Below are 21,555 nucleotides of genomic sequence, written 5' to 3'. Positions count from 1 at the left end.
CTGCCCTTATTTTTTTGATAATTTTATGCCATTTTTACTTGTTATTTTCAGCGAAGGCATTTTTAAGTTAGCGCTATTCCTGTTGGTTAATTTCTCTTTTAAAAATCACAAAATAGCCCTCTTTATACGTGACCTAATTCATTGCTTCGAGTAAGATTAGCGACCATTTTCAGAGGGGCTAGTTTATTGTCTATTAATAAAAATCATCTCTGAAAAATAGGGTTAGACGGCAAAATTTAGCTAAAATAAAAATTCAAATACTAAAATGAGGTAGTCGATTCATGACATTTGCTTTGGGGCAACGCTGGATCAGCGATACAGAAAGTGATTTAGGTTTAGGTACCGTAGTAGCAATGGACGCTAGAACCGTAACATTAATGTTTGCTGCATCAGAAGAAAACCGAGTTTATGCACGCAGTGATGCGCCGGTAACCCGAGTAACCTTTAATGTCGGTGACACGATAGAAAGCCAAGAAGGCTGGTCGCTGATTGTTGAAGAAGTCATTGAAAATCAATCTATCCTGACTTATGTCGGTACACGAGAAGATAACCAAGAAGCGGGTATCTCATTACGTGAAATCTTTTTGAGTAATCAAATCCGTTTTAATAAGCCGCAAGATAAGCTATTTGCCGGTCAAATCGACCGTATGGATAACTTTGTTTTACGCTACCGTGCGTTAACCAATCAATATCAGCAGCACAAAAGCCCAATGCGTGGTTTATGTGGCATGCGTGCAGGCTTAATCCCTCACCAACTGTACATCGCTCATGAAGTGGGTCGCCGTCATGCACCTCGCGTATTATTAGCCGATGAAGTAGGTCTAGGTAAAACCATTGAAGCGGGTATGATTATCCATCAACAGGTACTGTCAGGTCGTGCTGAACGTATCTTGATTGTTGTGCCTGAAACGCTGCAACACCAATGGCTGGTGGAGATGATGCGTCGCTTTAACTTACACTTCTCTATCTTTGATGAAGAGCGCTGTATTGAAGCTTTTGCCGATTCTGATAACCCATTTGATACCCAACAATATGTATTGTGTTCATTAGACTTCTTACGCAAGAGCCGTCGTCGTTACGAGCAAGCACTAGAAGGTGAATGGGATCTCTTAGTTGTCGATGAAGCGCATCACCTAGAGTGGAGCCAAGATAAGCCAAGCCGTCAATACCAAGTGGTTGAAGGGCTAGCTGAAAACACACCAGGTGTCCTGCTACTAACCGCAACGCCAGAGCAGCTAGGTCGTGAAAGTCACTTTGCGCGTTTACGTCTGCTTGATCCTGATCGTTTCTACGACTACGAATCTTTTGTCGAAGAAGAAGCGCAATACGCACCCGTTGCAGACTCGGTAACCGCATTGTTCTCAGGCTTAACACTTAGCCCTGAGCAAAAAGCCCAAATTACTGAGCAGTTAGCTGAGCAAGATATCACTTCTCTATTTGCAACGATTGAGCAAGAGAGTGATGAAAAAGCGCAAGCCAATGCTCGCCAAGAATTAATCGACAATCTGATGGATCGCCACGGTACGGGACGTGTTTTATTCCGTAATACTCGTGCGGCGATTAAAGGTTTCCCAGAGCGTAATGTTCACTTATTACCAATGGATATCCCATCGCAATACACCACATCGATGCGTGTATCGGGCATGATTGGCGGCAAGATGGCCCCAGAAGCTCGTGCGATTAAGATGCTTTACCCTGAAGAGATTTTCCAAGAGTTTGAAGGCGAAGATTCAAGCTGGTGGCAGTTTGACTCTCGTGTTAACTGGTTGCTAGAGAAGATCTTAGAAAAGCGCAGCGAGAAAGTACTGGTTATTGCTTCACGCTCAAGCACTGCTTTGCAATTAGAGCAAGCATTACGTGAACGTGAAGGTATTCGCGCAACGGTATTCCACGAAGGCATGTCGATTATTGAGCGTGATAAAGCCGCGGCTTACTTTGCTCAAGAAGAAGGTGGCGCACAGGTTCTTATCTGTAGTGAAATCGGTTCAGAAGGTCGTAACTTCCAGTTTGCTAACCAACTAGTGATGTTCGATCTGCCGTTTAACCCAGACTTGCTAGAGCAGCGTATTGGTCGTTTGGATCGTATTGGTCAAAACCGCGATATCGATATTTATGTGCCGTACCTTAAAGGGACATCACAAGCGATCTTAGCGCGCTGGTTTGATGAAGGTTTAAATGCCTTTGCTGAAACGTGTCCAACTGGACGTGCGGTTTACGATCAATACTCAGATCAATTGATCACTATGCTTGCTTCAGGGAATACCGAAGAGCTTGATGAAGTGATTGAAGCTTCTGCAGCGATGAATAAAGATCTAAAATCTAAGCTTGAAAATGGTCGTGATCGTCTGCTTGAAATGCACTCTAACGGCGGTGAAAGAGCGCAAGCTATCGTGGATAAAGTGGCAGCCACTGACGGTGATACTGGCTTAGTCACTTTTGCATTAAGCTTGTTTGATACCATCGGCTTGAACCAAGATGACAAAGGTGAAAACGCATTAGTGGTAACGCCATCAGAGCACATGATGGTACCAAGCTACCCAGGTTTACCTTATGAAGGTGCGACGATCACTTTTGATCGTGAAACGGCACTTTCTCGTGAAGATATGAACTTTATCAGCTGGGAACACCCAATGATTCAAGGTGGTATTGATCTTCTAATGAGTGAAGGTGTGGGGACTTCAGCGGTTTCTCTACTGAAAAACAAAGCCTTGCCAGTTGGTACATTGTTGCTTGAATTGGTTTATGTGGTTGATGCTCAAGCGCCAAAACGCAGTGGTATTGCTCAGTTCTTACCGCCAACGCCAATTCGTTTGATGATGGATGGACGTGGTAACGATCTATCTGCTCAAGTTGAGTTTGAAAGCTTTAACCGTCAATTAAGCCCAATCAACCGTCACCTAGCGAGCAAGTTAGTCGCTTCTGTCCAAGGTGAAGTGCATAAACTGATTGCCGCTGGTGAAGCGTGTGTGGTGGATCGTGTTGATGCGATTCGCACTCAAGCTGAAGCAGATATGAAAGCGAACCTAAACAGTGAGTTAGAAAGACTACAAGCACTGAAATCGGTGAACCCAAATATTCGTGATGAAGAATTAGAAGTGATTGAGCAGCAAATTTCTGATTTAACCGGTTACATTTCAAAAGCTCAAGTACAGTTAGACTCACTACGTATGATCGTTGTGTCTCATAACTAAATTGACAGCAATGCATCGGTAATATGGCAGCGCTGAACTTGTAAGGTAAGCGCAACTCTATTGCTGATAAAGCCCCTAGTATCAATGATGATGAGCTGGGGGCTTTTTTGATCGCTATGTCAGTGATGTTATCTTTATACGATTTGGTTTAATCAGCGAAATCGGTATTATTTTTTAGTAGGAATATGAATTATGGCTATGCTTGAGTACTTGCCACCCACAGACCCTTGGATTGATATTGTTTTTGAAGATGACGATATCTTAGTTGCCAACAAACCCTCTGGATTGCTGTCTGTTCCGGGGCGTTTAGCGGAGCACTATGACAGCATGTGGAGCCGTTTAGTTGTTGAATACCCTGAAATTCAAGTGGTGCATCGCTTAGATATGTCGACGTCGGGCTTGATGTTGTTTGCTAAGCATAAAGAAGCCGAACGCAGCTTAAAAAAGCAGTTTCAATATCGCTTAACTCATAAGGTCTATTATGCACGAGTATGGGGGCAGGTTGAGCAAGAAGAGGGCTTAATTGATTTGCCGCTGATTTGTGATTGGCCAAATCGTCCACGTCAAAAAGTGTGTGATGAAACGGGCAAGCCGTCGCAAACCCGTTATCAAGTGGCGAAAAGAGAAGAGAAAACCACTCTATTACGTTTGCTGCCAATCACTGGACGTTCGCATCAACTGCGTGTGCATTGCATGGAGTTAGGTCACTCAATTATTGGTGATGAGTTCTATTCCAGTGGTGAGGCATTTACTCACTCCGATCGTTTAGAGTTGCATGCGTGCGAATTGAGTTTTTATCATCCAGCTACCGAGCAGTTGTGTGCGATTTTTGTGCCGTGTGATTTTTACCCTGAAGTGCAGCCACAAATCCTAGAGTTATTTAGTGCTCCAGCGCAGTTACCGAGTTATAAATAATCCCAATCATAAGTAAGTGAATACGTTATAACTTTTGATTGTAGAATAACGACTTATCGAGTTTTTTACCGATATAATGATGACTCTTTCTTTTTTATTACTATGTTAAGGACAACGAATGACAGCCCCTAATATTGTTTTTCTTGATCGCGATACCATTCCAGATTCGATCGTTTTTCCACCTTTGCAGGCAGATCACAACTGGCAAGAGTACGATTTTACTCAGCCGCATCAAGTGATTGAGCGTTTACAACATGCCGATATTGTTATCACTAATAAAGTGGTGCTTGATGCGCAGGTGTTGCAACAACTACCTAGGTTACGTGCCATTGCGTTAACAGCGACGGGGATGAACAATGTCGATTTAGACTACTGCCAAGCACACAATATTGAAGTGAAAAATGTACAAGGCTACGCGACTAAATCGGTGCCAGAGCATGTTATCGGGATGATTTTTGCTTTGAAGCGCCATCTGTTTGCTTACCATAATGATATTGCTCAGGGTGAGTGGCAGCGTAATAAGCAGTTCTGTTTCTTTACACACTCGATTGGTGATGTTGCTGGTTCAACCTTGGGTATTGTCGGTAGCGGCAGTTTAGGTCAAGCAACAGCAGTATTGGCTAAAGCGATTGGCATGAAAGTTATTTTCTCTGAGCGTAAAGGCGCAGAGCAGTGTCGAGCAGGGTTTGTGCCGTTTGAGTCGATGCTACAGCAAGCTGATATCGTGACGCTGCATTGCCCTTTGACAGCAAACACTGAGAACTTAATTGCTCAACCAGAGCTGGATTTGATGCCGTCGCATGCGATTTTAATCAATACTGGGCGTGGTGGTTTGGTCAATGAAGTGGACTTGGTGGCAAGTTTGCAAGCGGGGACGATTGGTGGGGCAGGGGTGGATGTTTTCACTCAAGAACCAGCGGATGTCTCGAATCCTTTATTGGATAATCAAGCATTGCCGAACCTGTTGCTTACCCCACATGTTGCTTGGGGGAGTCACTCTGCGATTCAGCAATTGGTGGAAACGTTAATGGCGAATGTTGAGTCGATGATTACGCCAGTTAGTCTTCCTGAGGCTTAACAACGAGAACATTAATTGTCGAGTATTGCACAACCTTGCTAGCCACTGAGCCAAGCATAACATTGTCGATCGTTGAACGTTTATGGCTTGGCATGATAATCAGATCAGCGCCAAGCTTTTCAGCGTAATCTAAAATAGTGGTGTAGGTTTTTCCTTCCGCGACATGCACTTTGTGGACAATAGTTTCATCCATGTACTCTTCAGCGAAGGTTTTTAGTTGTTGTTTTACATCGGCTTTCATGCGGTTAGCGGCATCTTTGGGAAAGTATGTTGCCACCATCGACATGTGAATGCCGGGTAAAACGTTTAATAAATGGATTTCGGCATTGGCATATCTTGCGTGCCATACCGCCATTTCAACCGCTTTATGTGAAAAGCCTTTATCATTAAGGTCGACAGGAACAAGGATCTGTTTATACATTACGTTTCTCTTTATGTGTATCGTACCAAACTTGATCACCTTATATTTTGATGATCAAGCTTGTCATATTGAACCCCAAACTGGGTTACTTATATGCTCAACTCATCCCTACGAGCACGTCGTCTTTGATTGATACCAAGAGCAATTAATAACAATAGCGCAGGTACAAACATCCACTCCTTCATTGGTCTATCTGCTTTCTGGATAATGGTTTCAATTTCCCAATCAAAATCAATACCAGACGCTTCTGCTGGGCTACCAAACTCAATCATATCAACGATCATTTTTCCATCGATATCATTTAGCATAAGTCCAGTCGAAGCGATTCGGTCATCTGCGCTAATGGCGTTATCATCAAAAGGAAGACGTACCGTTTTAGATACCATGTTCCCTTCTAAATTTTCACCACTTACTCTAAGCTCTATCGATTGTCCTACATTTAAACTTTCAATAACTTGCGCTATCTCAACACCTGGTGAGGTAACTTTAGCTGGGTAAATCATATCCCACCAGAAACCAGGGCGGAAAAAGCTAAAGGTTAAGACTAATAATAGAATGGTTTCCCACCATTTGTTGCGAGTAAACCACCAACCTTGAGTTGCCGCAGAGAAAATCAGCATGGCAGTAACCGAAGAGAAGATGGTTAATGCTAAGTGCCACCATGTATCAATGCCCATTAATAGTAGCTGGGTATTGAAGATAAACATGAAAGGCAATATGGCGGTACGGATATCGTAGGTAAAACCTTGAATACCGGTGCGGATTGGGTCGGATTTTGCAATGGCTGCGGCGGCAAATGCGGCGAGACCTACAGGTGGAGTATCATCAGCAAGAATACCAAAATAGAACACAAATAAGTGCACGGCAATCAATGGGATAATTAAACCGTGTGCCGCGCCGAGCGTGACAATGACTGGTGCCATTAACGTTGATACAACAATATAGTTTGCGGTTGTTGGTAGTCCCATCCCTAAGATTAAGCTGATGACGGCAGTAAATAGCAACATAAAGAAAATGTTGCCGCCGGAGATAAACTCGACAAAGTCTGTCATGACCAAGCCGATCCCCGTTAACGTCACGACACCAACCACGGTCCCTGCTGCTGCGGTAGCAACACCAATACCAATCATATTACGTGCGCCAGATACTAAGCTTTCAACGAGATCGATACAGCCTTGCTTTGCTGGTTCAACGGGATTAGTTTTATTAAACAGTGCCATTAATGGACGTTGAGTTAGCAAGATGAAAATCATAAATACCGTGGCCCAAAATGCAGAAAGGCCAGGGGAGAAGCGCTCAACCGTTAAACACCAAACTAATACAACAATCGGTAGCAAAAAGTGCAGACCCGATTTGATGGTTGGACCTGGCTCAGGCACTTCAGTGAGCTCTTCATCGATATTGATTTCACCGGCATGTAAATATTGTGCGGAGATGCGAATTAAAGCCAGGTAGGTCAGTAGCAGGGCAACAGTGACAATTGGAGTGGCTGCAGCGCCAAAGGCATCTTTTGTCCAGCCAATTCCGTAATAGACCACAGCGCTGATCACACACAGACCTAAGATAGTCCCAGTAAAAGAGAGCAGGCTATGAATAAGCTTTGGTGTATGACGGCGAGGTAGCCCTGTCATGCCCGCTTTACAGGCTTCAAGGTGGACAATATAAATCAGTGCAATGTAGGAGATCAGGGCAGGAAGTAGCGCAGCTTTGATCACTTCAACATAGGAAATTCCCACGTACTCGACCATCAAAAAGGCTGCCGCGCCCATAATCGGTGGAGTTAACTGACCATTGGTTGAGGCGGCGACTTCAACAGCACCGGCTTTTTCACCAGAGAATCCAACGCGTTTCATGAGTGGAATGGTAAAGGTACCTGTGGTCACGACGTTAGCAATGGATGAGCCTGATACCAGACCAGAGAGCCCTGAAGCAACCACGGCTGCTTTTGCTGGACCGCCACGCATATGACCAAGTAAGGAGAAGGCAACATTAATAAAGTAAGCGCCAGCTCCAGCCCTTTCTAGCATGGCGCCAAAGAGAACAAACAAGAAAACAAAGGATGTCGATACGCCTAATGCAACCCCGAAAACCCCTTCAGTTGTTAACCAAAGGTGCGACATGGCCTTATTTAAACTGGCACCTTTATGAGCGATAACATCGGGCATGTGCGGGCCAGCAAAGGTGTAAATTAAAAATACGGCAGCAACGACCATAAGGGGAGGGCCAAGCGCGCGACGAGTGGCTTCAAGCAGTAAAACCATGCCAGTGGCAGCGGCGACAACATCCAAGGTGGTTGGTGCACCAGAACGTTCAGCCAGTGCAGAATAAAATAAAAAGATATAAGCGGCTGATAAGCTACCTAGCAAAGCTAAGATCCAATCTAAAGCGGGAATTCTATCGCGCGGTGATCCCTTTAAAGCCGGGTAGGCGGTGAAGGCAAGGAAAATCGCAAATGTCAGGTGAATTGATCGTGCTTGAGTATCATTTAATACGGCAAAATCAAAAATAAAAGGCAGAGGTGAAGCATACCAAAGCTGAAATAAAGACCAACATAGTGGTACAAACCAAAGTATGCGACCTGATATTCCATGTGGGCTACGAGCGCCAGTATCGGCTTGTGCAACCATGTCTTGCACATCTGGAGACGGAGTGGTCTTCGTCATGTACGTCATCCTTTTATTGAAATCATGTGGAAGTAACAGCAATACCACGAGGTAAAGATTTGATAAATTAGTAAGTAACCGCTGCAATTAAAGAAGGAGGCGTGAGCCTCCTTTTTAGTAATGAGCAATAGCTATTATTTTAGTAGCCCAACTTCTTTGTAGTATTTAGCAGCGCCAGGGTGAAGTGGAATTGAAAGCCCCGCTTTTACCATATCTTCTTTTTTCAATGTCGCGAAGGCAGGGTGTAGACGTCTGAAGGTATCGAAGTTTTCAAAGATAGCTTTAGCAACATTGTAAGCAACGTCATCAGAGACATCCGTCGTTGTTACCATGGTTGCAGCTACACCAAAGCTGTTTATATCGCCTTCAGTGCCGCGGTACATGCCATCAGGAACCGTGCTGTAAGCGTAGTAAGGATTACCGCTAACAATTTTATCTACTTCAGGACCGGTTGCTGAAACCAGTTTTGCATCACATGATGTCGTCGCTTCTTTGATCGATCCATTTGGGTGACCAACCATGTAGATGAAAGCATCAATTTTGTTATCACACAGTGCTTGAGAACGTTCAGAACCTTTTAATTCAGAAGCCAGTTTGAAGCTATCATTCGTCCAACCCATAGCATCCATTACCACGCCCATCGTTGCACGGTCACCAGAACCTGGGTTACCAATGTTAACTCGCTTACCGGCAAGATCTTGTAGACTATTGATGTTGGCATCTTTACGAACAATGATGTTGAAGGGTTCGGTATGTAAAGAGAACATTGCTCTTAACTTTGGAAAAGCACCTTGCTCTTTGAATTTACTTGTACCGTTATAGCCATGGTACTGCCAATCAGATTGCACAATACCAAAGTCCAGTTCACCAGCACGCATGGTGTTAACGTTGTAGATAGAACCGCCCGTTGATTCAACAGAGCAGCGAACGCTATGATCTTTACGACCTTTATTGACCAGCTTACAAATGGCACCACCCGTTGGGTAATAAACCCCAGTGACCGAACCTGTACCGATAGTGACAAACTCTTGAGCATTAACAGCGCCAGCGCCAAGCACAGCGGCTGCCATTGCACCTACTTTAATTAACTTATGTAGTGCCATGAATTTCTTCCTTATTCAATATTGCCTCTCAACAAGTGTAGTTGTTTGTGAGGCGTCCTAGGTATAAACAATGTGCTTTTTCTATGTTAAAGATACAAAAGCTCATGAATTATAACAAAAATACAACAGAGGAACTGTGAGGTGTTAACAGCTTGAGGGGGATTACGATGGTTTGTAACACGACTTTAAAGGGGGATAATGTTATTTATTTTTATAAACAGATAGTTACAGTCAGGTTAGCAAGGGGGCAGGATGAAAGGGAATGATAAAAGGTGTGAAATGGGTCACGCAGCGATTGCTTTCTGACCCATCACTTTTACGATAAAAACTTAACCCGCATACTCAAAGAGATCACAAACAGAATCAAATAACTCTTTTGTGCTAACGCTTAATGTTGGGGTGATAAAAATCGTATCATCGCCAGCAACAACGCCTAAGATCCCTTCAGATTTACCTAAAGAGTCAAGTAAACGGGCGATTAATTGAGCAGCTCCTGGTCCAGTATGAATAACCACAAGTGCATTATTATGGTCGATATCAAGTACCAGTTCTCGTAATGAACTTGAAACCGTAGGCACACCTAACTCAGCTGGAAGGCAGTAAACCATCTCCATTTTGGCATTACGTGTACGTACTGCACCAAATTTGGTTAGCATGCGAGACACTTTAGATTGGTTGATGCTAGCAAAGCCTTCTACTTTTAGAGCGTCAACAATTTCACCTTGTGAGCCAAATCTTTCTTCTTTTAGTAGGGCTTTAAAAGCACGGACTAAGTTGTCTTGTTTTTCTGTATTGCGCATAGTTTTTCTTATATTCACTAGAAAAATGTATATAAGCTCTATTTTCGCATAGATACGCACTTTTCACTAATAAATCGCAAATTTATGTTAGAAGCATCACTGAAACAGAGTTTAATAAATCGATTTTTTAACAACTTAGTGCAATTGGATTAAAACTATAAAAGCAGTCTGACTATAGATAAGATGTGGCACGTTTTCTTTGCGTTGCGCGAGGTCGCAAAGCTGACGTTAATTGATTGTAATCGAATTATGAATACTATAGTTTTTTAATGACAATTGATTAGAAAGTACCCTACAAAAAAAATATTGATAAGAGATTAAATCTCAAGGAGATGCACATGAAAGTAGCTGTTATTGGTGCCGCAGGCGGTATTGGTCAAGCATTAGCTTTGTTGTTAAAAAATCGTCTACCAGCGGGTTCAGATTTGGCTTTATATGACATTGCACCAGTTACACCAGGTGTTGCTGCCGATCTTAGCCACATCCCAACCCCAGTTTCTATTAAAGGTTATGCCGGTGAAGATCCAACACCAGCATTAGAAGGCGCTGATGTTGTACTTATTTCTGCAGGTGTAGCGCGTAAGCCGGGTATGGATCGCGCTGATTTGTTTAATGTGAATGCTGGGATTGTAAAATCATTGGCTGAGCGTATTGCTGTAGCATGTCCAAAGGCGTGTGTGGGCATCATTACTAACCCAGTCAATACAACAGTGCCGATTGCTGCCGAAGTATTGAAGAAAGCAGGTGTCTACGATAAGCGCCGTTTGTTTGGTGTTACGACGCTTGATGTGATTCGCTCTGAAACTTTTGTCGCGGATCTCAAGCAAAAAGATCCAGGTGATGTACGTGTTCCCGTTATTGGTGGTCACTCTGGTGTGACAATCCTACCGCTACTTTCTCAAGTTGCCGATGTTGAATTTACCGCAGAAGAAGTCGAAGCATTAACGAAGCGTATTCAAAATGCGGGTACAGAAGTTGTTGAAGCAAAAGCGGGTGGAGGCTCTGCAACTTTATCAATGGGACAGGCGGCATGTCGTTTTGGTCTTTCTTTAGTGCGCGGTTTACAAGGTGAAGACAATATTGTTGAGTGTGCGTATGTTGAAGGCGCTGGAGAACATGCACCATTCTTTGCTCAGCCAGTGAAGTTAGGTAAAGAAGGGGCAGAAGCTATCTTGAGTTATGGCGAATTGAGCGACTATGAAAAAGCAGCGCTCGATGGCATGCTAGAAACACTCAATAGTGATATCAATATTGGGGTAGAGTTCGCACAATAGGCGAGTCGCTATAATAGCGGTATAAAAATATAGCGATGTCTATGATGTCTATATAGATAAGAAAGCTGATCTTAGGATCGGCTTTTTTGATCTAAGTAGCTAACGTAAGATCATAAAGGATCTTGCGCTAGCTACCTGGTTGCAGCTGTGGGTCTTATTTAGCTACTGCGATTAACAGCAAGGTTAGCGATAGTCACCAGAGCTTGTTTATATTCAGACTCAGGCAGTACGCTTAACTGGGCAATCGCCTTGTCAGCTTCTTGCTGTGCTTTTTGTTCAGTGTATTCTAATGATCCGGTTTCTTTCATGGCCGCGAGGATAGCATCGAGCTTCTCCATCCCATTGGCTTTTTCGATCGCTTCACGAATCATTGCACTTTGTTCGGGTGTGCCATGACGCATAGCGTAGAGCAAAGGTAGCGTTGGCTTGCCTTCTGCAAGGTCATCACCGACGTTTTTCCCCATTTCCTTTCCATCAGCGGTGTAATCCATTACATCGTCAATCAGTTGGAATGCAGTACCGAGAAACTTACCGTAGTTTTGCAATGCGATTTCAACTTCAGGTTCAGCATCGTTTAAAATTGCGCCAATTTGGGTGGCAGCTTCAAATAAACGAGCGGTCTTTGAATAGATGACCTGCATGTAACTTTCTTCGGTCGTATCTGGGTTATTACAGTTCATTAATTGCTGCACTTCACCTTCAGCAATGACGTTGACAGCTTCACTCATTAGCTCGAGGATTTTCAAAGAACCTAACGTGGTCATCATTTGGAATGAACGAGTGTAAATAAAGTCACCAACAAGCACACTGGCAGCATTACCAAACGCGGCATTTGCCGTTGCTTTTCCTCGCCGCATATCGGACTCATCGACCACATCATCATGCAGCAAGGTTGCGGTATGAATAAATTCAATAAACGCAGCGGCTGTTGTGTGCGCTTGACCTTGATAACCCAAGGCGCGGGCTGACAAGATGGCAAGCAAAGGGCGCAGGCGTTTACCGCCGCCACTGACGATATAAAAGCCCAATTGATTGATTAAACTTACATCAGAATTTAGTTGAGCATGAATTGTTTCATTCACTTTTGCCATATCATCGGCAGTAAGTATTTGGACAGCTTTAAAATCCATTATATTTCCGGCTGAGGTTAGACCCTGTAAGGTTTATTCGTTCTGTTTAATTGATGAATAATACACTAAAAAACGTTGATTAATACATCACTAAAGGGCATGATTGCCGCACTTTTCATTGGCGATTAGGTTTTCGCCAATATTTTAAAAATATGGCTTGTCATAGAGGCATGATTCACGTAGAATCTGCGCCCTATTGATGATTAGTTTAGCGCACACCCGAGTTGCTTATATTGCAACCAATGGCTGTGCGGAAAAAGCGGAGTAAAATATGTACGCTGTTTTCCAATCTGGTGGTAAACAACACCGAGTAAGCGAAGGTCAAACCCTTCGTTTAGAGAAATTAGACGTTGAAACTGGTGCAACTGTTGAGTTTGATAAAGTTCTTCTAGTTGCTAACGGTGAAGAAATCACTGTTGGTGCACCTCTTGTTGAAGGTGGCAAAGTTACTGCGGAAGTAGTACAACACGGTCGTGGCGATAAAATTAAAATCGTTAAGTTCCGTCGTCGTAAGCACTCTCGTAAAGAGCAAGGCCACCGTCAGTGGTTCACTGAAGTGAAAATCACTGGCATCAACGCTTAAGTATTAGGAGAGTTCTACAATGGCACACAAAAAAGCTGGCGGTTCTACTCGTAACGGTCGCGATTCAGAAAGCAAACGTCTTGGTGTTAAGCGTTTTGGTGGTGAATCTGTTCTTGCAGGTAACATCATCGTTCGTCAACGTGGTACTAAATTCCACGCTGGCACAAACGTTGGTATCGGTAAAGACCACACTCTTTTCGCTCTTACTGAAGGTAAAGTGAAATTTGAAGTTAAAGGTCCTAAAAACCGCAAGTTCGTAAGCATCGATTCTGAGTAATCCTTAGTTTCAAGCTGAATTCAAAAGCCCTGCCAATTCGGTGGGGTTTTTTATTTTATAGGGGAACAAAAAAGCAGAAGCTCTTGAATATTTAGAACCTCTTCTTCTTTGTTCCAATGGCAAATTGATCCGGATCTTAATGATCGATCTTTTTGCGGATCTGCTAGAATTTATACCATTGATTCAAAATGGTATTGCAACGCTATAGTGCGGAGTAAAAAATGAAATTCGTTGATGAAGCGGTAGTAAAAGTAGAAGCTGGTGACGGCGGTAGTGGTACCGTTAGTTTTTGGCGTGAAAAATTCGTAGCTAAAGGCGGCCCAGATGGCGGTGATGGCGGTGACGGTGGTGATGTTTACGTTCAAGCGGACGAAAACTTAAACACTCTAATCGATTACCGTTTCCAACGCTTTTACGCTGCAGAACGTGGTAAAAATGGTAGCGGTGGTAACTGTACTGGTAAACGTGGTAAAGATACTGTCTTACGCGTTCCTGTTGGTACTCGTGCTGTTGATATCCACACAAATGAAATCGTTGCTGAAGTTGCCGAGCATGGCAAGAAAGTGATGGTGGCAAAAGGTGGTTGGCACGGTCTAGGTAATACACGTTTTAAATCTTCAGTTAACCGTGCACCTCGTCAAAAGACGTTAGGTACAAAAGGTGAAGTTCGTGAATTACGTCTAGAACTACTACTTTTAGCTGATGTTGGTATGCTTGGTCTGCCAAATGCGGGTAAATCTACTTTTATTCGCTCTGTATCAGCAGCTAAGCCTAAAGTAGCCGATTACCCATTCACGACATTAATCCCAAGCTTAGGCGTGGTTAGTGTCGTCCCTGAGAAGAGTTTCGTTGTTGCGGATATTCCAGGTCTGATTGAAGGCGCAGCAGATGGTGCTGGTCTTGGTATTCGCTTCCTGAAGCACTTAGAGCGTTGTCGTGTTCTATTACACATGATCGACATCCTGCCTGTTGATGAATCTGATCCGGTACAAAATGCCCTAACGATCATCGATGAGCTTGAGCAATACAGTGAAAAAGTAGCGAAGAAACCACGCTGGTTAGTCTTCAACAAAGTGGATCTAATGTCAGAAGAAGAATCTGATGAGATCATCCAAAATGTACTTGATGCATTAGGTTGGGAAGATGAGTACTTCAAGATTTCAGCAGTAAACAGACAAGGTACGAAAGAACTTTGTTTCAAACTGGCTGACTTCATGGAAAATCTGCCACGCGAGATTGAAGAAGAGCAAGAAGAAGAAGAGAAAATCGACTTCATGTGGGATGACTACCACAAAGATGCTATGGCTGGCAGCAGCGTAGTAACAGAAGATGACGAAGACGATGATGATTGGGATGACGAAGAAGATGACGGTCACGTTGTCTACGTTCGTGACTAATATTATCGAAATCTAATCATGTACTGATAAGTGTCTTGATTTTAAAAACCGCAATGAAAGTTGCGGTTTTTTTGTGTCCAAATCATGTTGCTTAAGATAAATTTACGGCAAAATAACAGAGACGTTAACACTTTTTATCTTCTTTCTTATTGAGATAAAATCTGTTCGATGTAGCGAGTGTAAATAAAGAGAACTTCAAGGAAGAGATCCATGACATCAAAACAAAGATCAATATCAAGGCTAGTTGCTCAAGCAGGGCAGATGTTGATTGCACACGGGGCTGAAAGTGCATTAGTTGCCGATATTATGCGTCGCATTGGCATCGCAAGTGGTATCGATGAGGTTGAAGTTGCGCTCAGTGCTAACGCTTTAGTCGTCACCACTCGATTAAATGATCATTGCATCACCACAACAAGAAGCTGCCCAGATCGTGGGATCAACATGCGAGTCGTCACTCAGATCCAAAGGATCTGCATCATGCTAGAAAAAGGCATTGTCGACTACTCAATGGCGCAGGATAAAATTAATCGCATTAGTCCAGAGCGTTATAATCGCTGGCTTGTCGTGGTCATGATCGGTTTATCTTGTGCTTCTTTTGCTCGTTTAGCTGGAGGTGATTGGTCGGTATTTGCCATGACTTTTCTCGCCTCCTCTGTGGGAATGATTGTTCGCCAAGAGATCGGCCATCGTCATTTTAATCCACTGTTAAACTTCACCGTAACCGCCTTTGTCACCACTATGATATCAGCTCAAGCTGTTGTGTTTAATATTGGTAACTTACCAACGATAGTGATGGCCTCCTCGGTACTTATGCTCGTGCCCGGTTTTCCGCTCATTAATGCAGTAGCAGATATGCTCAAAGGACATATTAATATGGGCATTGCACGCTTCATGATGGCCAGTTTATTAACGCTTGCCACTTCATTAGGAATAATCGCGGCAATGAATATCACCGGTGTTTGGGCGTGGGGGAATTAATGATGTTTGATTTTTTACTGTTACTACTTAATGATATGTTTTTTGCTTCCATTCCAGCGATAGGTTTTGCCTTGGTATTTAATGTTCCGCAAAAGGCCTTAATCTATTGTGCATTAGGCGGAGCAATAGGGCATGGCTCACGCTTTGCTATGATGCATTTTGGCGTACCGATTGAATGGGCGACTTTCTTTGCCGCGACCTTAGTGAGTTTTATTGGTGTCTATTGGTCACATCGATTTTTGGCCCATCCCAAAGTGTTTACCGTCGCTGCTTTGATCCCAATGGTACCTGGCGTCTTTGCCTTTAAAGCGATGATTGCCTTAGTTGAGATTAACCAACAAGGCTTTGATGCCATGCTTTTTTCAATGCTGATTGAGAACTTCCTTAAAGCGATGTTCATCATTGCAGGTCTTGCTATTGGCTTAGCGATACCGGGGCTGTTATTCTACCGCCGTCGTTCAATTGTTTAGCTGCTCACCACGAGACAGCCGTCATTCTTAGGGATTTTTTATGATTATTAGTATGATTGCCGCTATGGCCGATCAGCGTGTAATTGGCAGTGACAATCAGATGCCTTGGCACTTACCTGCTGATTTTGCTTGGTTTAAACAGTGCACATTAGGTAAGCCGATTGTCATGGGGCGCAAGACCTACGAGTCGATTGGACGCCCACTACCAGGACGATTAAATATTGTTATCAGCCGTGATGCGAGCTTAATAATAGAGGGCGTAACAACCGTCACTTCCATTGAAGAAGCTAAGGTTGCTGCAGGTGATTGCGATGAACTTATGATCATTGGCGGTGGTTCGATTTACCAAGCCTATTTACCGATGGCAACTCGTCTCTACCTGACCTTTATTGATGCGGGTATCGAAGGTGATACCCATTTCCCTGATTGGGGACAAGGCTGGAAAACCGTCGAGCAGCAAACTTACAGCGCCGATGAAAAAAATAAATTCAATATGGAATTTGTTATTTTAGAGCGAAACTAGAATCTCAACATTATTGAGCGAACAGAGATATTTTGAGCGGTTTGCGGAAGCGAATTCATTTTGGTGATATCAATCATTCGAATACTGCTATTAGCCTCGTTCATTGACTCGGTAAAATGTGTTCGCTGTAGCGAACATTAATGGGCATGGATGCCCATTGTTGAGCGAACAGGGATGTCTTGAGCGGTTTGCGGAAGTGAATTCATTTTGATCGTATTACTAATCAAATCAAATCAAATCAAATCAAATCACTTGTGCTTGCTTAAAGTAAGTTTGATCTTCCCAGCGAAGCATCGTTAACTCACCACCCCAGACACAACCCGTATCTAAACCAATCACATTACCATCCTCATAACCTTCCAAAGCAGCCCAGTGACCAAAGAGCACCTTTTTACTTAACGGAAGACGAGACTCAAGCGCAAACCAAGGCACTAACGCCTCATCGCCAATCTCTTTCGGGGGCAGCTTACACGCCATATCCAAACGCGCATCCAAATGACAAAAACGCATACGAGTAAAAGCATTAATGATATAGCAATAGCGAGGTAAACCCTCTAAATCAGATTGCCAACGATCAGGCGTATTCGCGTACATATTCTCAACAAGCCAAGTCCATTGATCGCTCGCTAAGATCGTCGCGATCTCCTGAGAAGCCAGACGCGCAGTGGCAAGATCCCATTGTGGAGAAATACCCGCATGACTCATCACAAAATCATCGTGTTCAGCAAGCAAAGGTTGCTGCCTTAACCAGTGAAACAACGCTTCTTTATCAGGAGCAGAAAAAATATCCGCGGTTTTATCTTTCGCCTTAATAGGGTGTACACCGTGCGAAATTGCCAATAAATGCAAATCATGATTACCAAGCACAACCTGCGCAGCCGATCCCAAGGACTTCACAAAGCGTAGAGTTTCTAGTGATTTAGGACCACGTGCAACCAAGTCACCCGCAAGCCAAAGCACATCTTGCTCAGGATTAAAGTTAACTTGCTCAAGTAATAACTGTAATTCATCAAAACAGCCTTGGATGTCACCAACAATGTAAGTTGCCACAGAAATCTCTTAATTTAATATATTGGGAATGGCTAAGCGGAAAGGATCGACTTTAGCAAGAAAAGGCTGGTTCTGTTGATCAGTCATCACATAATGACCTTGCATCACACCCACAGGCGTTTCAATCACAGTGCCGCTGCTGTAAGTATATTCGTCATTAGGCTGAATGGTTGGCTGTTGACCGACAACACCATCACCTTCAATAGAGAGTTGCTTACCATTAGCATCAGTAATTAGCCAATGACGACTCTGCAGTTGAACGGTTTGTTTACTAAGGTTTTTTATCGTAACGATGTAGGCAAAAACATAACGTTTATGTTCAGGTTCTGATTGGTCAGCAATGTACTTAGAATGTACAAGACACTTAATGCAGGGAGTAAAGGCTTCCATGAAAAACTCCAATTGAGGCGAAAATAAAAGAGTTCAACTTATTAAGGTAAACAATATAAGTGCTGCAGCTTATTTGTGCTACAACACTTAGTATAGTTTATATAGGCGAACTCATTTCACCTAGCTACTATTGACCTAGCTACTATTGACCTAGCTACTATTGACCTAGCTGCTATGGTTGGCTTCCAGCCAGTTTGCCATATCGACAAATTGCTCCAGAGTTAAGTTCTCTGGACGTAGACCAGGGTTGATACCTAGCTCTTCTAGTACTTCAACATCAATAAGCGCACGGTAACAGTTACGTACTGTTTTACGGCGTTGGTTGAAGCCTTCACGACAGACGCGATCTAACCATTTTAAGCTTTTCGCTGGGTATGGCAGAGTTTCGTATGGCATTAGACGTACAACTGCAGAGTCTACCTTAGGTGGCGGAACAAACGCTGTTGGTGGCACTTCTAGAACAGGAACCACTTTACAGTAGTACTGAGCCATCACCGTTAGACGACCGTAAGCCTTTGTACCTGGACCTGCAGCTAGACGGTTAACCACTTCTTTTTGTAGCATAAAGTGCATATCTTGAATGTCTTTATGGAACTCAAAAAGGTGGAACATCAATGGGGTAGAGATGTTATATGGTAAGTTACCAAAGATGCGTAATTTGTTGTTTGGCTTTACCAGTTGAGTAAAGTCAAAGCGCATTGCATCGCCTTCATGAATCGTCAGTTTATCTGCCAATTCAGGGTGGTTACGTAGACGCTCTGCTAAATCACGGTCAAGTTCAATGACCGTAAATTTATCCGTTAAACGACCAACTGGCTCGGTGATAGCGCCAAGGCCAGGACCGATCTCTACCAAGTTTTGCCCTGGTAGTGGGTTAATCGAAGAAACGATACCATCAATAATAAATGGGTCGTTAAGGAAGTTTTGACCAAAACGTTTACGCGCTTTGTGTCCTAAGTGGACATCATTTCTCATGCTTTTTTCTCTACTAATTCAATCGCGTGCGTGAGCGCTGTTCTAAAGCTCCCTGTATCCGCTTGACCAGTACCAGCCAAATCTAAAGCAGTACCATGATCAACCGATGTACGAATAAAGGGTAGACCAAGAGTAATGTTTACGGAACGACCAAAGCCTTTATATTTCAATACAGGCAATACTTGGTCGTGATACATTCCTAAAACAGCATCTGCTTCTTGCAAATACTTGTCGTTAAAGATGGTATCTGCTGGCAACGGGCCAATCAGGTTCATACCATCTTGCTGTCTCATTCTATCTAAGGTTGGGGTGATCGTTTTGATCTCCTCATCGCCTAAACAGCCATCTTCTCCTGCATGTGGATTAAGTCCGCATACATAGATAGATGGATTTTCTATCGCAAACTTTTCAACTAAGTCCTGATGAAGGATACGGATGATTTTTTCTAACCGCTCTTTCGTTACTGCTTCAGGGATCTTAGCGAGAGGAATGTGTGTTGTAACCAGCGCAACACGCAATCCTTCTGTAGCCAACATCATTACCACAAGTGGTGTATTAGATTTCTCAGCAAAGAACTCAGTGTGGCCACTAAAAAATTCAGAGTAGTCACTCGATGCGTCCTGAGCTTGGTTAATGATGGCCTTATGTACAGGACCGGTGACAATAGCATCAAATTCATCATTCATACAGCCTGAAGCGGCTCTTTCTAATGTATTTAATACATAGTGACCGTTAGATGCATCTAAACAACCCGCTTTCACCGGTGTTTTTAATGCGATGTGATCAACAATTAGCGTACCAGCTCGCTGTGCTTGCGGTGCTAACGTTGGGTCGTAATCCATTAATTCAACGTCAATCCCCAGTTGCTTGGCACGAGCGTCTAACATGCTTTTATCAGCACATACGACAATCTGATGCGGCCAATCTTCTTGCGATAACGCTAAGACTAAGTCCGGACCAATACCTGCAGGCTCACCGGCCGTAACAACAATGCGTCGGATCTTAGTTATCATCGTGCTCTCCGATAATTTCAACAAAGGCACTGGCGCGTAGTTCTTGTAACCAAGTGCTTGCTTCTTCATTAAACTTACGGTTAAACAGGATGCGGTAAGCTTTGTTCTTAATGGCAGAGTCAGTGCGGTCAACTTCACGACGATCCAGTACTTCTACAATGTGCCAGCCGTGTACCGTCTCAAAAGGTTCACTGATTTGACCAATAGGTAGAGTTTCAACTTGGTATTTGAACTCAGGTACATACAGATCAGGTGTTTGATAACCTAGTTCACCTTCTTGTGCTGCTGAGCCTGGGTCTTGGCTGTATTGCTCGGCTAGTTGAGCAAAAGTCGCTTCACCACTTTTTATCTCACGAATGATTTCATTAAGCTGCTTTTGTACACCAATATCACTTAAAATCAGCGTTGGTTTGATTAAGATATGACGAGCATTAACCTCAGTCACCGCAACCGTTTCTAGTCCTTTTACATCTTCAATTTTTAAAATGTGGAAACCAGCACCGCTGCGAAACGGACCAATAATACTCCCTTTATTTTGCAGATTGATTTGGTCGGCAAAAATAGTGGGCATCTCTTCTTTTTGCATCCAACCCCAATCACCACCTTCTAGTGCTTTTGGCCCTTTAGAGTAGGTGTAAGCCATCGTGCTAAAATCAGCGCCATTATTTAGCTGGTCGACAATCTCTTCAGCTTGCTGCTCAAGGATGGATTTATCTTCATCTTCTTGGAAACGAAGTTGGATATGGCTAATTTGATATTGCACGCTCGCATTGGTCTCTTGTGCAAGTAGATTGGCAAGGTTATCAACTTCAGCAGGTAAAATATTGACGCGACGACGAACCATAGCATTACGTGCTTCACTGGCTGCTATCTCTTTACGCACTTGCTCACGAAAGGCCGAGTAAGTAAGCCCTTCTTGTGCAACAGATGCCGATAACTCTTCGAGTGTTTGTTCATTATCACGAGCAATTTCAGCAATCGCTTGGTTAAGTCGAGCGTCATCAATCTTAACGCCGATACGATCCGCTTCTTGGGTCTGAACCGTATCAATGATCAGTTTTTCTAAGACTTGTTCATGCAGAATGTCATCATCAGGAAGCGTTTGACCATTTTTTCTTGCATTGGCACTGAGAGTTTTTAATGCAGTATCAATATCACTTTGTAAAATGACACCATCATTCACAATCACTGACACTTTATCTAAAGAGACAGGGGCAGCAGTAACGTATGAGGCACTAAAAGCAACCGTCATGCTTAGCAGGATGCGTTTCCACGAATTCATTAAAAGTCCTATTTTTCGATGATGGCTCATTTCAGTATGAGC

General features: G+C 43.3%; 20 protein-coding genes. 10 read left to right on the top strand and 10 right to left on the bottom strand.

Going from position 1 to position 21,555, the window contains the following annotated elements; all coding sequences use genetic code 11:
• Positions 1–281 precede the first annotated feature (281 nt).
• From rapA to BCU68_RS15230, 3 genes are all read left to right on the top strand, one after another.
• Positions 282–3,191 (top strand): RNA polymerase-associated protein RapA, encoded by a 2,910-nt coding sequence (gene rapA, locus BCU68_RS15240; RefSeq protein ID WP_102565594.1) that lies wholly within the window; start codon positions 282–284, stop codon positions 3,189–3,191.
• Between the two features lie 192 nt (positions 3,192–3,383).
• Positions 3,384–4,106 carry an RluA family pseudouridine synthase gene (locus BCU68_RS15235; RefSeq protein WP_102565593.1) on the top strand — a complete coding sequence of 241 codons (723 nt, stop codon included), beginning with the start codon at positions 3,384–3,386 and terminating at the stop codon, positions 4,104–4,106.
• Positions 4,107–4,224: 118 nt separating this feature from the next.
• Positions 4,225–5,184 carry a D-2-hydroxyacid dehydrogenase gene (locus tag BCU68_RS15230; protein WP_102565592.1) on the top strand — a complete coding sequence of 320 codons (960 nt, stop codon included), beginning with the start codon at positions 4,225–4,227 and terminating at the stop codon, positions 5,182–5,184.
• Here the strand turns inward: BCU68_RS15230 and BCU68_RS15225 are convergent.
• The 4 genes from BCU68_RS15225 to argR form a co-directional block, all read right to left on the bottom strand.
• Entirely contained in the window at positions 5,165–5,605 is a 441-nt protein-coding gene (locus tag BCU68_RS15225) for a universal stress protein (RefSeq protein ID WP_102565591.1), read from the bottom strand. The genes BCU68_RS15230 and BCU68_RS15225 overlap by 20 nt on opposite strands.
• Positions 5,606–5,694: 89 nt before the next feature.
• A complete protein-coding gene (locus BCU68_RS15220) occupies positions 5,695–8,268 on the bottom strand; it encodes a TRAP transporter permease (protein WP_102565590.1) in 2,574 nt (857 codons plus the stop codon).
• Between the two features lie 134 nt (positions 8,269–8,402).
• Positions 8,403–9,371 (bottom strand): TAXI family TRAP transporter solute-binding subunit, encoded by a 969-nt coding sequence (locus tag BCU68_RS15215; protein ID WP_102565589.1) that lies wholly within the window; start codon positions 9,369–9,371, stop codon positions 8,403–8,405.
• A 329-nt stretch (positions 9,372–9,700) separates the two neighbouring features.
• Positions 9,701–10,171 (bottom strand): transcriptional regulator ArgR, encoded by a 471-nt coding sequence (gene argR / locus BCU68_RS15210; protein ID WP_102565588.1) that lies wholly within the window; start codon positions 10,169–10,171, stop codon positions 9,701–9,703.
• A gap of 338 nt (positions 10,172–10,509) precedes the next feature.
• Between argR and mdh the strand changes: the two genes are divergently transcribed.
• A complete protein-coding gene (gene mdh / locus BCU68_RS15205) occupies positions 10,510–11,445 on the top strand; it encodes a malate dehydrogenase (protein ID WP_102565587.1) in 936 nt (311 codons plus the stop codon).
• A 158-nt stretch (positions 11,446–11,603) separates the two neighbouring features.
• On the opposite strand, the gene ispB is transcribed toward mdh, so the two are convergent.
• Positions 11,604–12,575, bottom strand: coding sequence for an octaprenyl diphosphate synthase (gene ispB / locus BCU68_RS15200; protein WP_102565586.1), 972 nt, complete (start codon positions 12,573–12,575; stop codon positions 11,604–11,606).
• Between the two features lie 271 nt (positions 12,576–12,846).
• On the opposite strand from ispB, the gene rplU reads away from it, so the two are divergent.
• The 6 genes from rplU (at position 12,847) to folA (ending at position 16,803) form a co-directional block, all read left to right on the top strand.
• On the top strand, positions 12,847–13,158 hold the full coding sequence (gene rplU, locus BCU68_RS15195; RefSeq protein ID WP_102565585.1) for a 50S ribosomal protein L21: 312 nt from the start codon (positions 12,847–12,849) through the stop codon (positions 13,156–13,158).
• A 19-nt stretch (positions 13,159–13,177) separates the two neighbouring features.
• Positions 13,178–13,435: a 50S ribosomal protein L27 gene (gene rpmA / locus BCU68_RS15190; RefSeq protein WP_032553028.1), complete on the top strand. Its 258-nt coding sequence runs from the start codon at positions 13,178–13,180 to the stop codon at positions 13,433–13,435.
• 221 nt (positions 13,436–13,656) lie between these two features.
• On the top strand, positions 13,657–14,832 hold the full coding sequence (cgtA, locus tag BCU68_RS15185) for an Obg family GTPase CgtA (RefSeq protein ID WP_102565584.1): 1,176 nt from the start codon (positions 13,657–13,659) through the stop codon (positions 14,830–14,832).
• Positions 14,833–15,042: 210 nt separating this feature from the next.
• Positions 15,043–15,810, top strand: coding sequence for a threonine/serine exporter family protein (locus BCU68_RS15180; protein ID WP_102565583.1), 768 nt, complete (start codon positions 15,043–15,045; stop codon positions 15,808–15,810).
• Entirely contained in the window at positions 15,810–16,280 is a 471-nt protein-coding gene (locus tag BCU68_RS15175) for a threonine/serine exporter family protein (protein ID WP_198591751.1), read from the top strand. The genes BCU68_RS15180 and BCU68_RS15175 overlap by 1 nt, the downstream gene beginning before the upstream one ends.
• A gap of 40 nt (positions 16,281–16,320) precedes the next feature.
• Positions 16,321–16,803: a type 3 dihydrofolate reductase gene (gene folA / locus BCU68_RS15170; RefSeq protein WP_198591750.1), complete on the top strand. Its 483-nt coding sequence runs from the start codon at positions 16,321–16,323 to the stop codon at positions 16,801–16,803.
• Positions 16,804–17,046: 243 nt separating this feature from the next.
• On the opposite strand, the gene apaH is transcribed toward folA, so the two are convergent.
• From apaH to surA, 5 genes are all read right to left on the bottom strand, one after another.
• A complete protein-coding gene (gene apaH / locus BCU68_RS15165; protein ID WP_102565581.1) occupies positions 17,047–17,853 on the bottom strand; it encodes a bis(5'-nucleosyl)-tetraphosphatase (symmetrical) ApaH in 807 nt (268 codons plus the stop codon).
• Between the two features lie 9 nt (positions 17,854–17,862).
• Positions 17,863–18,243 carry a Co2+/Mg2+ efflux protein ApaG gene (gene apaG / locus BCU68_RS15160; RefSeq protein WP_102565580.1) on the bottom strand — a complete coding sequence of 127 codons (381 nt, stop codon included), beginning with the start codon at positions 18,241–18,243 and terminating at the stop codon, positions 17,863–17,865.
• 165 nt (positions 18,244–18,408) lie between these two features.
• Positions 18,409–19,218: a 16S rRNA (adenine(1518)-N(6)/adenine(1519)-N(6))-dimethyltransferase RsmA gene (gene rsmA, locus BCU68_RS15155; RefSeq protein WP_102565579.1), complete on the bottom strand. Its 810-nt coding sequence runs from the start codon at positions 19,216–19,218 to the stop codon at positions 18,409–18,411.
• On the bottom strand, positions 19,215–20,231 hold the full coding sequence (gene pdxA, locus BCU68_RS15150) for a 4-hydroxythreonine-4-phosphate dehydrogenase PdxA (protein ID WP_102565578.1): 1,017 nt from the start codon (positions 20,229–20,231) through the stop codon (positions 19,215–19,217). The genes rsmA and pdxA overlap by 4 nt, the downstream gene beginning before the upstream one ends.
• The gene (gene surA, locus BCU68_RS15145; protein WP_102565577.1) at positions 20,221–21,513 is read right to left on the bottom strand and encodes a peptidylprolyl isomerase SurA; all 1,293 of its coding nucleotides are present in this window, start codon (positions 21,511–21,513) and stop codon (positions 20,221–20,223) included. The genes pdxA and surA overlap by 11 nt, the downstream gene beginning before the upstream one ends.
• Positions 21,514–21,555 lie beyond the last annotated feature (42 nt).

It is taken from the genome of Vibrio sp. 10N.286.49.B3 (assembly GCF_002873395.1).
Lineage (GTDB): Bacteria > Pseudomonadota > Gammaproteobacteria > Enterobacterales > Vibrionaceae > Vibrio.
Note: the sequence above shows the minus strand (reverse complement) of the source record. Positions and strands in the feature narration are given on the sequence as shown.